15 protein-coding genes are annotated in these 11957 nt (G+C 65.3%); 7 read left to right on the top strand and 8 right to left on the bottom strand.

What is annotated here, in order from left to right; all coding sequences use genetic code 11:
• Positions 1 to 434, top strand: a 434-nt coding sequence (locus ABIB25_RS28840) for a type II toxin-antitoxin system VapC family toxin (protein ID WP_354531953.1), incomplete at its 5' end; no start/stop codon positions are given.
• Positions 435 to 636: 202 nt separating this feature from the next.
• Here ABIB25_RS28840 and ABIB25_RS28835 read toward each other — a convergent pair.
• The 3 genes from ABIB25_RS28835 to ABIB25_RS28825 form a co-directional block, all read right to left on the bottom strand.
• On the bottom strand, positions 637 to 1206 hold the full coding sequence (locus tag ABIB25_RS28835) for an SUKH-4 family immunity protein (RefSeq protein WP_354531952.1): 570 nt from the start codon (positions 1204 to 1206) through the stop codon (positions 637 to 639).
• Positions 1207 to 1897: 691 nt separating this feature from the next.
• Entirely contained in the window at positions 1898 to 2038 is a 141-nt protein-coding gene (locus ABIB25_RS28830; RefSeq protein ID WP_354531951.1) for a hypothetical protein, read from the bottom strand.
• A 178-nt stretch (positions 2039 to 2216) separates the two neighbouring features.
• Entirely contained in the window at positions 2217 to 2756 is a 540-nt protein-coding gene (locus ABIB25_RS28825) for a P-loop nucleotide/nucleoside kinase family protein (RefSeq protein ID WP_354531950.1), read from the bottom strand.
• 169 nt (positions 2757 to 2925) lie between these two features.
• Here ABIB25_RS28825 and ABIB25_RS28820 point away from each other — a divergent pair, with 169 nt between their 5' ends.
• Complete coding sequence (locus ABIB25_RS28820; RefSeq protein WP_354531949.1) at positions 2926 to 3513, top strand: recombinase family protein; 588 nt, start codon at positions 2926 to 2928, stop codon at positions 3511 to 3513.
• 153 nt (positions 3514 to 3666) lie between these two features.
• Here ABIB25_RS28820 and ABIB25_RS28815 read toward each other — a convergent pair whose 3' ends face one another.
• On the bottom strand, positions 3667 to 4146 hold the full coding sequence (locus ABIB25_RS28815; protein ID WP_354531948.1) for a hypothetical protein: 480 nt from the start codon (positions 4144 to 4146) through the stop codon (positions 3667 to 3669).
• A gap of 389 nt (positions 4147 to 4535) precedes the next feature.
• Between ABIB25_RS28815 and ABIB25_RS28810 the strand changes: the two genes are divergently transcribed.
• Positions 4536 to 4748: a methyltransferase domain-containing protein gene (locus tag ABIB25_RS28810; protein WP_354531947.1), complete on the top strand. Its 213-nt coding sequence runs from the start codon at positions 4536 to 4538 to the stop codon at positions 4746 to 4748.
• Positions 4670 to 5116: a methyltransferase domain-containing protein gene (locus tag ABIB25_RS28805; RefSeq protein ID WP_354531954.1), complete on the top strand. Its 447-nt coding sequence runs from the start codon at positions 4670 to 4672 to the stop codon at positions 5114 to 5116. Before ABIB25_RS28810 ends, ABIB25_RS28805 begins: the two co-directional genes overlap by 79 nt.
• 749 nt (positions 5117 to 5865) lie before the next feature.
• Here ABIB25_RS28805 and ABIB25_RS28800 read toward each other — a convergent pair.
• Together ABIB25_RS28800 and ABIB25_RS28795 are read right to left on the bottom strand one after the other, a co-directional pair.
• The gene (locus ABIB25_RS28800; RefSeq protein ID WP_354531946.1) at positions 5866 to 6852 is read right to left on the bottom strand and encodes a methyltransferase domain-containing protein; all 987 of its coding nucleotides are present in this window, start codon (positions 6850 to 6852) and stop codon (positions 5866 to 5868) included.
• Positions 6853 to 7069: 217 nt separating this feature from the next.
• Positions 7070 to 7687: a hypothetical protein gene (locus ABIB25_RS28795; RefSeq protein ID WP_354531945.1), complete on the bottom strand. Its 618-nt coding sequence runs from the start codon at positions 7685 to 7687 to the stop codon at positions 7070 to 7072.
• A 483-nt stretch (positions 7688 to 8170) separates the two neighbouring features.
• Between ABIB25_RS28795 and ABIB25_RS28790 the strand changes: the two genes are divergently transcribed.
• Both ABIB25_RS28790 and ABIB25_RS28785 read left to right on the top strand, forming a co-directional pair.
• On the top strand, positions 8171 to 9169 hold the full coding sequence (locus tag ABIB25_RS28790) for an MFS transporter (protein ID WP_354531944.1): 999 nt from the start codon (positions 8171 to 8173) through the stop codon (positions 9167 to 9169).
• A gap of 12 nt (positions 9170 to 9181) precedes the next feature.
• Positions 9182 to 9334 carry a hypothetical protein gene (locus tag ABIB25_RS28785; RefSeq protein WP_354531943.1) on the top strand — a complete coding sequence of 51 codons (153 nt, stop codon included), beginning with the start codon at positions 9182 to 9184 and terminating at the stop codon, positions 9332 to 9334.
• A gap of 232 nt (positions 9335 to 9566) precedes the next feature.
• On the opposite strand, the gene ABIB25_RS28780 is transcribed toward ABIB25_RS28785, so the two are convergent.
• Positions 9567 to 9896: a VOC family protein gene (locus tag ABIB25_RS28780; protein WP_354531942.1), complete on the bottom strand. Its 330-nt coding sequence runs from the start codon at positions 9894 to 9896 to the stop codon at positions 9567 to 9569.
• Positions 9897 to 10108: 212 nt separating this feature from the next.
• On the opposite strand from ABIB25_RS28780, the gene ABIB25_RS28775 reads away from it, so the two are divergent.
• Entirely contained in the window at positions 10109 to 10672 is a 564-nt protein-coding gene (locus ABIB25_RS28775) for a GNAT family N-acetyltransferase (protein ID WP_354531941.1), read from the top strand.
• Positions 10673 to 10787: 115 nt separating this feature from the next.
• Here ABIB25_RS28775 and ABIB25_RS28770 read toward each other — a convergent pair whose 3' ends face one another.
• Positions 10788 to 11573 (bottom strand): hypothetical protein, encoded by a 786-nt coding sequence (locus ABIB25_RS28770; RefSeq protein WP_354531940.1) that lies wholly within the window; start codon positions 11571 to 11573, stop codon positions 10788 to 10790.
• Positions 11574 to 11957: the final 384 nt, after the last annotated feature.

Here is an 11957-nt window from a genome sequence, read left to right as displayed (position 1 = left end):
CTGTGAAATACGTCTTGGACACCAACGTGGTGTCCGCACTCCGCGTACGAGGACGCAACCGACCGGTGGAAATCTGGGCGGCGTCAGTTCCGCTGGCCGACCAGTTCGTCACGGCCACGACCGTCGCCGAGATCGAGCGGGGAGTCATCGCCAAACAACGATCGGACGCCGGACAGGGCGCGGTCTTGCGCCGCTGGTTCGACGAGCACGTTCTCCCAGCGTTCGCCGACCGCGTCTTGCCGTTCGATCTACCCGCCGCGCGGATCCTCGCCGGCTACCGAGTCCCTGAACACTCGCCGTTCGACGACGCCCTCATCGCCGCCGTCGCCCAGTCCGCACAGATGACCATTGCGACGCGCGACATCAAGCACTTCGAGCCCCTCGGCGTGCGATGCCTCAATCCGTGGGACGTGGACCCGACGACCGCAGTCTGACCGCACCCACACGAACGGGTCCACCTCGACCGGGCCGAGCACGTGGACCGTCGCCGGAATTCCGATACTGCTACGGGTATGAAGATCATTGGGGGCGGATGCCATTGCTGGCGTCGATCGTCGCCGTAAGACGTTCCCCCTGCGGGTCCTGTGACTCCCACTACCGCGTCTGCGCTACTGATCAGTCTGAGCAGGAGGCGCGCTATTGGTCACCGCAACCGTCCAAGGTCTCATCCTCGATGAGATACTTGTTCAAGGCTTCGTTCGGGTAATCACCCATTTCAATCTGCCACGGTAAATCCGACCAAACGCACTGCGCGGCGGCGTCGATGCGCACGATGTCGGCGAGCAGGTCATCGCGTAACTGGCCCGCAGCGGCGTCGAAGTTGTCTTCCTGGATTTGGGCGGCGCGGTAGTAGGGCAACCGGGCGACGAATGCTTCCGCGCATGCGCGGTACTGCCTTAGCGAGCTGTTGTACAGCGACAGCTGGGTGAACGCGCCGGAGTGGGCCGGGCCGACCGCCAACAGCACCCGTCCGTCCCGCGGGTCCAGGACAATAGGTAGGTCGAGCGACTCGTGGCCGATGACAACATAGGCCTGGTCCAAGATCGTGACGATCTGCAGATCTGGCACGGGGTGAAAACCGGTGAAGGTGTAGCTCGGCATGCCATGTGTCGTGAGCACGTACCGCGTGTCGGACTGATCTTGTAGCAGTTGCGCCACAGCCTTCGACAACTCCCATGTCGTCAGCGGGATCGGTCGGACCTTCACGATGCCCGTTCTCAACCAACGACATGGCCTCGGCCACCTTAGAAGGATCCCAGCCGGCACGTTCGTGATCGTGGTCCGCGTTCCCCTGCCAGGAGACCAGGTTTCGTCACGCGAGGTTCAACCAACGGGGGGAGCTTGCGGTCAGTCCCCCCGACAGAGGTCGTCCGACACCTGCCAGACACACATCAGGATGCCTTCGAGCCGGGCCGTGGCCTCAGAACAGCGATCGAAGCCAGTGCTATACCCGCGCATCCCCTGCGATTGCGCCGCCCCACCCGAACGAAGTGAAGGCGTCAAGCAGCAAAGCTGCTACCGCAACCAGAACGAGGACGATCCCCAGAATCTGAGTCCGCCCGGACGCCTTCCGCCACCCGCTCACTGCGGTCGGTCGGCGGCGCGGCTCAGATCCCATAGGCGTGAACCATACCGATCCACCTTGAGGGCAGGGGATTGCGACTGTCCCCAGCGGCCCCGGAGCCAATGTCGCGCAGTCCACCGGGGATGAACGGCTTAACTAACACGGAGGTCGACATGGCTTCAGGCGTCGCGAGCAGAATGAAGTCTGCCCGATCGGGGATCTCGCTGCGGTGCTGCCGACGATGGTCGTCCCAGCAACGGCCAATCGGGGAATGGTCATCGCAGGACGTTGGGTATACGGCCCAGGTCCGAGTCAGACGAGGTTGCCACGGCGCTATCGACGGCGCTGGCGGAGCGTGCTGACCGAGGCAGCGAGCCCGCAGATGACGAACACGACGCCCAGGATCCAGCGGATGGTCTGAATGCCGGAAGTAAACGGAATCATCGCGAGCCAAGCCAGCCCGATCATCAGCATGATCGGTCCCATCCAACGGGATATCCACTGCTGGAGGACTGATACAGGTTGAGAGGAAGTCGGTGCCATCACAACAGCTTCGCACGGCCGCGTCGACTATCAAGCTGCCCAGCCGTTAACGAGAACGCGTATCAGTGGTCGGCTGCCCGCAGGCCGATCGGTGACCGGAACACGATCGTCAGCGGGACGGTACGTCGTCCAGGCCGCCGGGATGAACGGCACAGAAGTCGACCGCAGCCAGCTCCTCCGTTGACGGCGCCTGAAACAGGTCCCATGCCCACCGCAACTGTTCGTCTGTCATCGGATACGCCCCGGTGGCAGCCTCCCGATTCCGCAATCCAAGACGGGCTCGGAGCGTGTCGAATGGGACCTCAAAAATATGCAGGTCTATCAATGCACCGCAATCCCTTGCGCCAGCAAATTTCTCCTTCCGCTCAGCGCTCGTCCACAGTCCGTCTTCCAGGATCACGCTGACGCCGTGACGCAGCAAGGTGAGCCCGTGCCGATACAGCGCGGACTGGAGGTGGTCGTGGAACGCGGTGTCGGTGTGATCCATTCCGAGCATGGCTTGCCAGTCGTCCGTGCAGAGTCGCACCCCACGACCGTCGGCTTCGAGTCGCTTAGCCAGAGTCGATTTGCCTGAGCCCGGTAGACCACAAAATAGCGTCAGGGTCGGCGCAAGGCGGCCAAACCGCTGTTCCGGCGCGCTCGTGTTCACGGATTCATGGTGGCTGATGCGTGTAGACCCTGTGATCCCGGGTCACGTTCCGCAGGCGGATTCACTTCCGGCATGGCGCCGTTCGGAGTGGGGTGATCGCAGCGGCTTTGGCTGCTGCCGTGAGTCGCCGCACCGTGGCGGCGGCCCGGCCCATCACAGGAGGTGCGCCATGACGGCGCTTCTCATCGGATATGCCCGCTGCTCCACCGACCAGCAGGACCTCACCGCTCAACGCGAGTCACTCGCCGCGTTGGGCGTGGCTGCCGCCCGCGTCTACGTCGATCACGGCTTGACCGGCACCAACCGAGACCGCCCGGGTCTGCGGGAGGCGATGGCGGCCTGCCGGGAAGGCGACACCCTGGTCGTGGCCAAACTTGACCGGTTGGCCCGTTCGCTTCCTGATGCGCGGGCCATCGCCGATGAGCTGACCGCCCGTCAGGTCAAGCTGAACCTCGGTGGCTCGGTGTATGACCCTAACGATGCCGTCGGCCGGTTGCTGTTCAACGTGCTGGCCATGATCGCGGAGTTCGAGTCGGACCTGATCCGGCTGCGAACCAAGGAAGGCATGAAGGTTGCGAAGGCGAAGGGCCGGCTGCGGGGAAAGCAACCCAAGCTGAACCCGCGGCAGGAGGCACATCTGGTCGCCCTGTTCGAGGCGGGCGAGCACAGCACGGCAGAACTGGCTGACCTGTTCGGGGTGGGCCGGTCCACGGTCTATCGAGCGGAACAACGCCACCTGGCCGCTACCCCCAAATGACGCGACTTCCGTCCGTGAACCGACAAAGGTTCGTCTTCCGGTCGCTCTGTCGGGGAGCAGGATTCCGGGATGGCCGCCCCCTCTGGGCACGGAGTTGTTCCGTTCGGTGGAGGGTTGCTGGGTTTGCTCCGTCGGTCGCGGCGGCCGAGGTGATCACCCCAGGGAGGCTGGTGACCAGTGGTCGTACTTGCCGGCAGCAGCTGCAATCTTTGCTCGCCGAGACCCAGCGGAGGTCAGTACCAGCGGTGCTGCGGCCGGGTGGCCGTCCCTTTCGATGATCCGCGACGATCCCTGATGAAAGACGACTTGCCCGTTGAGATGTTCGGCGACCGCCAGATCTGGGACCTCGTACACGCCGACCTGACCGCCTTGATCGCGAAGCGGTCCAAGGTATTTGCCGAACCAGTCGCTCAGTGCGGTCCTGCTGTCGCAACCGCACAGGTAGCGATTCTCAAACGTCGAGGCCACCAGCAGCGTAGTGTTCACCGGATGAGGCCTGGTGCGGATGTGCTCCGCCTCGAGGTAGGTCGCGAGCTCCTCACCCTCGGCCGTCAGCCACTTCGCCGAGTACGGACCAAGCCAACGGGTGCGCATGCTCGGCGGCTGCAGGAACTCCAGCCGAAATACCCGCATCGAACCCTCCTTGACCGCTGGTACATGTTCCGGGCCAGAGGATACGACCATTCACTTGAGAAACAGTCATCGTCCGCACCGGTCTCGGGAAACCGCGGCTGAGGGCCGAGCTCTGGTACCCCGAGCCCGGGTGGTGGTCGTATCGTCGGCTCTCATGTTGCCCGCCAGCTCGCCCGTTCCTGCAACTCAGCCTGTCCTTGACGCGAAAGAGTCCGCCAACCAGGTGATGTTCGATCAGATGTGGACTCGACTCGGGTCTGACCCTTTGCTCGATGAGCTGAACGTCCAGGCCTACGGCGCCGACTACCCCTACGACGTGCAGTTTTTCAGCTCCTGCACCCGGACCACCCTGGATTTGACCTTGGTCGGTCTCCAGCTCACCCAGCAGCGTGCTGATCGATCTGGGCTGCGGCATGGGAGGACCCGGGCAGTGGATCGCCCGCGAAAGCGGCGCGCACCTCGTCGGGATCGATCTGAGCCAGGCGGCCGTCGAGGCTGCCACCACCGCCGCCACACCAGCTATCTGCAGCCGGGGCAGTTCGATTACCGATGCGCGACGATCACCGCCACGGGCCTCCCGGACAGCAGCGCAGACGGGTTGATGTCCATCGACGCACTTCCGATGGCCGCTGATCGGGTGGCCGCCCTGAAAGAAGTACGTCGGATACTCCGCCCGGGTGCCCGCGCCGTATTCACCTGCGCGGAGTGGCACGCCGACGCGCCGCTGCCCCACCCCAGAATGGCCACCAAATGGGCACCGCTGATCGCCGCCGCGGGACTACTACTGGTCGACCAGTTCATCGACAACGGCAAGCAGGCCAGGCAGCTCCGCCTGTACAAGCTGTGGCTCGAACACCAAACTGAGCTGGAACAGCGCTTCGGACCGACCGGACAGAGCCTCATCGAAGAAGCCCGCATGGGACCTGGCCTGCTCACCCCGAACTACCGCGGGCTGCTGCTCACCGTATAACGACCGGACATTGACCAGTAGCCCGGTTCACGATCGTCGAACGGGCACCGCGCTCGACCCCTCCGCATTGGCGGGTTCGTTCAACGAGCGCCGGGTAACGCTGGGACGCCTCCACCTGAGGCACTATCGAGGGCGTGATGAGACGCGTGGAGGTCCGGTCCGTCAAGTTGCGGCGACTGCTGCAAAACGTCGGTTTGATCTACAACGACGATGGGACGTGGACTTACTTCCACGCGCGCGTGCCTCGCACATCTGGCGGCTCGCCTCGGTTCGGGTTTCGAGAGCCGCCATCGCCGCAAGACGCGCACGGCGAAGACTAGGCGCTCGCTGGTCATCGGTGCCCGGAGCGGGATCGGGTTGTGAGACGCATATGATCCCCTTCCGCTACACAGTGGACGCGACGATCCCAGCGGCTTGCACAAAATCGGCGTCAACACTGGACACGGGAACAGACATCGACTGTGAAGCTGATGCCACTCATACAGGTTGACCGAAGGAAAGTCATGGACCTCGCAGTCGGTGCCAACGGCGGCAGTTCGAGCCCGATTATCATCGGAATCGTCGTCGTTCTCGTTGTAGTCATAGGTCTAGTCGCAGTCGTCAAGCGACGTTGACCGTGTCGCTCGGATCGGGACAGCGGAGGCACGTGATCGCGCAGGGGTTGCTCAGCGCAATCGCTTCGTCCCGATCGGGGATCGTCCTACGGCGACCGAGCCGACTCCCGCTGGCGATGCCTAGGATCAATACCCTCACGGCACGGGAGGGTTGACTGGATGATCGTCGTCAACTGGTTCATCTACGGGGCTGGGTTGGTGCCAGGCGCGGTCTAATTCGGCCTGGTCGGACTGTTCGTGCGGGTTGGCCACGACGACCAGATTGTGGTTGATCCACGTCCGGTGACTCGCCAACGTTTGACGATCGCTGACCGTTCGGCGATCGTGTTCCGGTCGGCATTCGTCCTCCGGTGCCGCGATGATGAGCGCCAGGGGGCCTGTGTAGGTCGGCGTTTCACGGAGATGACCGTGCCGGCTGTCCCAGCTTCCCGACCTGAGGTCGTCGGTCAGCTGGGTGAGGCCACGATCAATCTCCGTCTGGTCCAGGAATTGCCACGCGGACTGCGCGGCCCGGACGGCAGGGTCCAGCAGGCTTTCGGGACGGCCATAGAACGCCTCCACAAATCCGTCGGAGCAGTCCAGTGGGATCGGCACCGGGTTGAAGTCCCTGGTACCGCCGAGTTCCTTTCGGATGCTCTGGATGTCGGGGAAGCGTTGCCGTTCGATCTGCGCCCGGGCCGGCAGGTATTCGTTCAGCCAGAAATCCTGCAGCTGCGTGCCGTCCAGGGTCAGTATGACGACGGGCCCGCTGGCCACCCGGCGCATTTCCTGGAGTCCGCCGACCAGTGCATCTCCCCACTGGTGGATTGTCAGGACCGCGAGGGCCGCGTCCACGGCATCATCGTCCAGAGGGAGAGACTGGGCGCTCGCGTCGATGGCCGGCATCGCACCGACGGCCCGTCGCCTGGCGCGCATCGCCGCGGAAGGCTCGACCGCCAGCACGTACCGGTCGGTCGGTTCGTAGGAGCCGGCTCCGGCGCCGACGTTGACCACCGTCGAGGCATCTCCTAGCGCGCTCAGGATTGCCTGCGCGATCCGTGGGTCTGATCTGCGTTGCTGCTCGTACCCGGTGCCGGTGGACTCGTAGTCCACGTCGCCGGCCGGGACAGCGCGTTGGGTCATCGGGGAAGTTTCCCATGCGAGAAAATTCGGTGCCGTTCATTTGTAAGACGGTGACTCATCCGGGCCAGCTGGGGCCCGGCGTGGCGGGGTCGTGTGCGAAGGGGACTCCGATGTGGTCGATGGGCCGCCGCCCTTGCGAGCAGTTCCGGGGGTCCGAGGAGGTTGGCGACCGAGACGCTCGGGTGTCGGTGGCCGTGCGTGCGGGTTACGGACAGCGTCAAAGTGGATCGGCTTTGGCCTGGAGGAGGTGGGCGCGGATGGGTTCGTCGGACCAGAGTTGGACCTCGATGTAGGCGTCCACGCGGCGGTGTTGGTGTCCGGTGTACCCGGCCGGATCCTGCGGCGCTTCGTCGCTGGGTGGACCGGATTGGTGGATGAGCTGCTGAAGGTCTTCGAGCCTGTAGACGCGGTCGGCGTGGTCCGGGTCCGGTGCCGGCAGGCCCAGCGGTATGCCCAATCCCAGGGCGGTGATGCTGTCGGCGTAGGTCACGCTGGTGCTCCCAGGCGGCAGGGCCGACAGCGGGAGTCGGACGTCGGCAACGTCGCGGTAGAGCCCGGCGAACCAGTGGCTGGAGCCCAGGACGAAGTAGTGCGGCGAGCTGCGTTCGGGCTTCCCGCCGGCGGCAATGAACAGGTCGCGGGCCCGGCGTTCGGTGGCTCGGCGAAGGGCCATGTACCGCAGCCCGAAGCGACGCGAGGACGACGCTTGGTGTTCGGGGGTGCCCAGCTCGGCCAATACCGCTGCCAGTTCCGGTTCGGTTAGATCGGACAGGTTGAGGAATGGTCGGCGATCGGCGCGGTAGTAGTGGGTGACGAACGATGGGACTGCGTGCACTGGTCGATCATCGCGTAGTCCCGCCTGGCAGCGCACCCAGCCCGAAACGGGATCCCTGACCGGGCGGCGATTGGTTGAGGCAGAATTTGGGTGTGAGTGATCTCCGGGACCGGTACCGACGGGTGACTTCGCTCGACGATTGGCCGCCGCGAGCGGTGGTTTCCCGGGGGCGCGGGGGGGCGCTGTGGGCGGTTCGGTGCCCCGAGGGGGCTCGGTGATGGTTTCCTCGGATGCGGTGGGCGTGCCCAGGGGCGGGTTTGCTGCAGGGATGCTCGCGGGATCTCTGGTGCTGATCGAGTTCTTGGCCGGGATGCAAAGCTACCTGTCGCAAACGGTGCTACCGCTGGTCGCTGCGGATCTGAACGGGATCCACTGGTATGGGCCGTTGTCGGCTGCGGCGCAGGCGCCGATGTTTTTGATGATGCCGGCCGGGGCGTGGTTGCTCTCCAGGTTTCGGATCGGGCATCTGATGTTGTTTTCACCATGGTCACGCTCGGCGGGGCGGTGCTGTGCGCGTCGGCGCCGGCGATGTGGGTATTTGTGGCCGGAACAGCGGTCCGGGCGTTCGCGTCCGGGGCGTTGGCCACGGTGAGTATGGGCGCGATCAGCCGCGGGCTTCCCCCGAAGTGGCGTCAGCTGGTGTTGGCGGGAATGTCGGGGATCTGGGTGTTCTCGTCGGTCCTTGGGCCGGTCTACGCGGTCGCTGCGTCGCAGTGGTTGGGGTGGCGGTGGGCGATGTTGCTGTACCTGCCGGTTCTGCTGGTCGCGCGAACCATGATTGCGCGTTACATGCCGGAGCGGACGGAAAAGGCATCTCGGGAGAAGGCTCCCTGGGGTTGGGCGCTCGTGTTAGCGGCTGGCTCGGCGCTGCTGGTGCTGCCGCTGGGCTCTTGGTCGGTCGTCTTGGTCGTCCTCGGCGTGGCTGTGATGATGCGGGCCGCCGCCGTGATCCTGCCGGCGGGGTCGTTTCGCGCGTCGGGGGGTCGGCGGTCCGCGCTCGGAGCGTTGTCGGTCACGACCGGGGTGTACTTCGGCGGGTCGATCGTGCTGTCGGTGGTTGCCCATGACGGGTTCGGGATCGGGGCAGGGCGTTTCGGGTTCGTCATTGCTGCTCCGGGCTTCATGTGGGCCGCGGCCGGGCTGTGGACGGGTTCGCATCCGGCGGAGGGCGCCCGGTCCTTACGCCGACGGTTGGTTCCCGCCGGGGGGGCGATCGCACTGGGGTTGGTGGTCATCTTCATAACGACCTTGCTGGTCCGCGGGGCAGCGGCGTTCGGCGGGCTGGTCGGTGGGGCGGCGCTGCTCGGACTGGGCATGGGTTTGATCTATCCGGACCTACTGGGCCGGTGCTTGGCCGACCCGGCAGCCGACGACGGAATCTCCCCGGACCGGATGGCCGCGGCCGTGGTGCTGGCCGAGTCGATCGGGACAGCGCTGTCCACGACGGTCGCCTACACCTGGCTGGGGACGGGGCTGGGGTAGGTCGCTGACCCGTTGCGCCGGATCCAGCTGCTCTACCTGGCGCTGCTGCCGCTCGCCGCTTTCATGATCGTGCGTCTTGCAGCGGCCACCCATGCTGACCGCAGCGCGGCCGAGTTGACCTCAGAGCGCAATAAAGCACTGGTGAGTCGCAAAACGCCGAAGTGAAAACGGCATCGGCACGCAACCGATAGAGAACCGAACAACAATCAGGTCCCGGTCGGTTCCAAAGACCAGCATCGTGCCCGGTAGACGAACCTCCCGCGGTGACGATCTGGCACTCTCCCACCACGATCGCCGAGACCCAGCTCGCCACCGCAACGGGATGGCGGACTGGGACGCTCGACGACTCAGTGAACGTAGGGGGGCCACGCCGGCGTGGAATCGGATCGCGCGCGGCCTACTGGCCGCGCAGCCCGATCGGGTTGCCGTCGGCGTCGACCAGCACGCACACCCTGGCTCCTGGGGCGACTTGGCGTGGAGCATCGCGCTCGGTGGCGCCGGCGGCCAGCAGAGTGGAACGGGCCCGGTCCAGATCGTCGACGTCGGCGAAGGCAACCGGTCCACCCGAGGCGTCCCCGGGATTCAGGGCAATCTCGAAGCCGTCGACGTTGTAGCCGACGTAGTAGGGCTGGTCTGTGTGCGGGGCGCCCAGTAGCGCGGAGTAGATGGCTTTGGCGGCATCAAGGTCAGACACCGGGATAACCAGGCTGCGGACGGTGGGATTCAATTCAGTCCTCCAAGTTCGGCGGGGCATCGGGATTGCTCCAGGTCGGTGCTCACCGTAAGTGCCACCTGGTGTCCCGCGCTTCTCGATTCCTGATCTGTTTTCCCCCGCCGGGTGAACCCCAGAACGTTCGATGGCCGATCGCTCACCGGGCCAGATTAGCGACCTGGTGGAGATGACCAACTGGAGGGCAGAAGCACTCGTATCCTTCGACGATGTTCGTGGGCGGAATGGATGCGACTCAGCCGTCGACCGATCCCGTTCAGACGGCTCGGTTGGTCTTGACGCCGGTTGACGCTGAGGACGTCGAGGACCTGGCTTTGCTGTACGGCGATCCCATCGTGTCCTTTTGGACCGGACCGTGGAGCCGGGCAAGCATCGAGGCATGGACCACAGAGATGGTTGAGCGGTGGGCGGCCGACGGGGTCGGCAAGTGGGTCGCGCACGACCGGTTGAACAGGTCGCTCGTCGGTCGCGGCGGCTTCACTCGGGTCGATCTCGATGGCCAGGCGGTACTCGAGTTGGGCTGGGTCGTCCGCGACGCCCTGACCGGCCGCGGCTACGCAACCGAGATTGGACAGGCGGCGATCAGCTGGGCCGCGGCTTTCTTCCCGGACCTACCGGTCGTCTCCTTCACTGAGGTGCACAACCTCCCGTCGCAGGCGGTTATGCGACGCCTCGGCCTGCGACAGGCTGGGGTCATTCACCGGTCAGGGTTAGCTGCAGGGCGGCCGGGTCTGCAACCCGACGCGCCCTTCGCGCTGTACCGCAACGACTGAACACTGAGGGACGGACGCCAGACCCGTAGGCCGAACGGTGATTGGGACGACGTTTTGTCACTGTTCAGTGCGTTGAGATTGGTCTGTGTGTCGAGGCTCAACGTGGTTTGCTGCGCTAGGCCCAGGGGATGGGTTGCCTGCCCCGCGCGAGCAGGCTGCCGTCGAGTTTGCCGGTACCGGTGGTGGTGATGGCGCAGGCCAGGTTGGAGTGGGCGGGGATCTGGGCTGTGGTGATGACGGCGCTGCGGTTGTCTCGGACGTTGATCTGGGCGGAGAGGGCACCGTCGGCGGTGGGATCAGCCATGGCGGTGAGCTGGCGGGCCAGTTGCTGGCAGCTCGCCTCGACCTGGGTGCGGGGGACTGGTTGGTCGCCGCTGTCGCCGTAGCCCAGGATTTCCCGGGCGTGCGGTTGCCGACAGCCGCCGACGGCGAGGTTGTTGTAGGTGTCGTTCCAGTCGGTGGTGGGTAGGCAGGTGCCGAGTCGGTCGCGTTGCTCACCGGTGTGCAGCGCGTTACGGATGGACTTGTCGTACTGCGGGGGACCCGGGGTCTGAACAGTTGCAGTGAAATCGGATGGAAACAGGGCCACGATGCACGCTGCCCAGTGCTGCCCGGCCGCTTTCTGCCGTGGCGTTGGACTGGCCATCACGGCATTGACCAGTAGGTACGGATGCCAGAAACGCAGGATCGGCTGGGTTGCTGCCCCTACGTATTGCGTGACTGTGGGGATGCAGCTGTCCAGGTTGGGATCGTCCAGATAGCGGTTGTCGCCGGCACTTTTGACCATGGTGGGCCGCAGAGTGGAAATGACAGCGGTGATTTCGCCGTAGCGCGCACCGGTACACGGCTGGATCTGCTGCACCGGGTAGATCGGGACGGTACCGCCCGAAGTGGCAGTCACCGGGGGGCTTGTCTGCGGCCCCCCCAGTCCCGGGAGCGGGTCAACCGCGCAGTCACCAACTGCAGGCGGCCCCGGAACTGGTACGGCTTGGGCGGCGCCGGCCACCAGGTGGGGGCGAAGGCCGCCGACGACGCCGACCAGAACCAAGGCCACGCCCAGGACAGCCAGACCCGCCCGCTGTTGATGCCTCACCCTCGCACGCTAACCCAAACCACCCGGTGCCCCACTTGACGCGGCGGCCTGGCCAAAGGGCTAGCCGGAAAACGTCGACGTCAGCGCCCCGTTCGCCGATCGCTGACCGGGCGAACGGAACCTGTTTTCGCGAAGGCCCACGAGTCCGGACAGAGTGCGGACGTCGACTTCCCACCATCGGGTCTCTTCATG

It is taken from the genome of Nakamurella sp. UYEF19 (assembly GCF_040546275.1).
Taxonomy (GTDB): Bacteria; Actinomycetota; Actinomycetes; order Mycobacteriales; family Nakamurellaceae; genus Nakamurella.
This window is presented reverse-complemented; position numbering and strand designations above follow the sequence as displayed.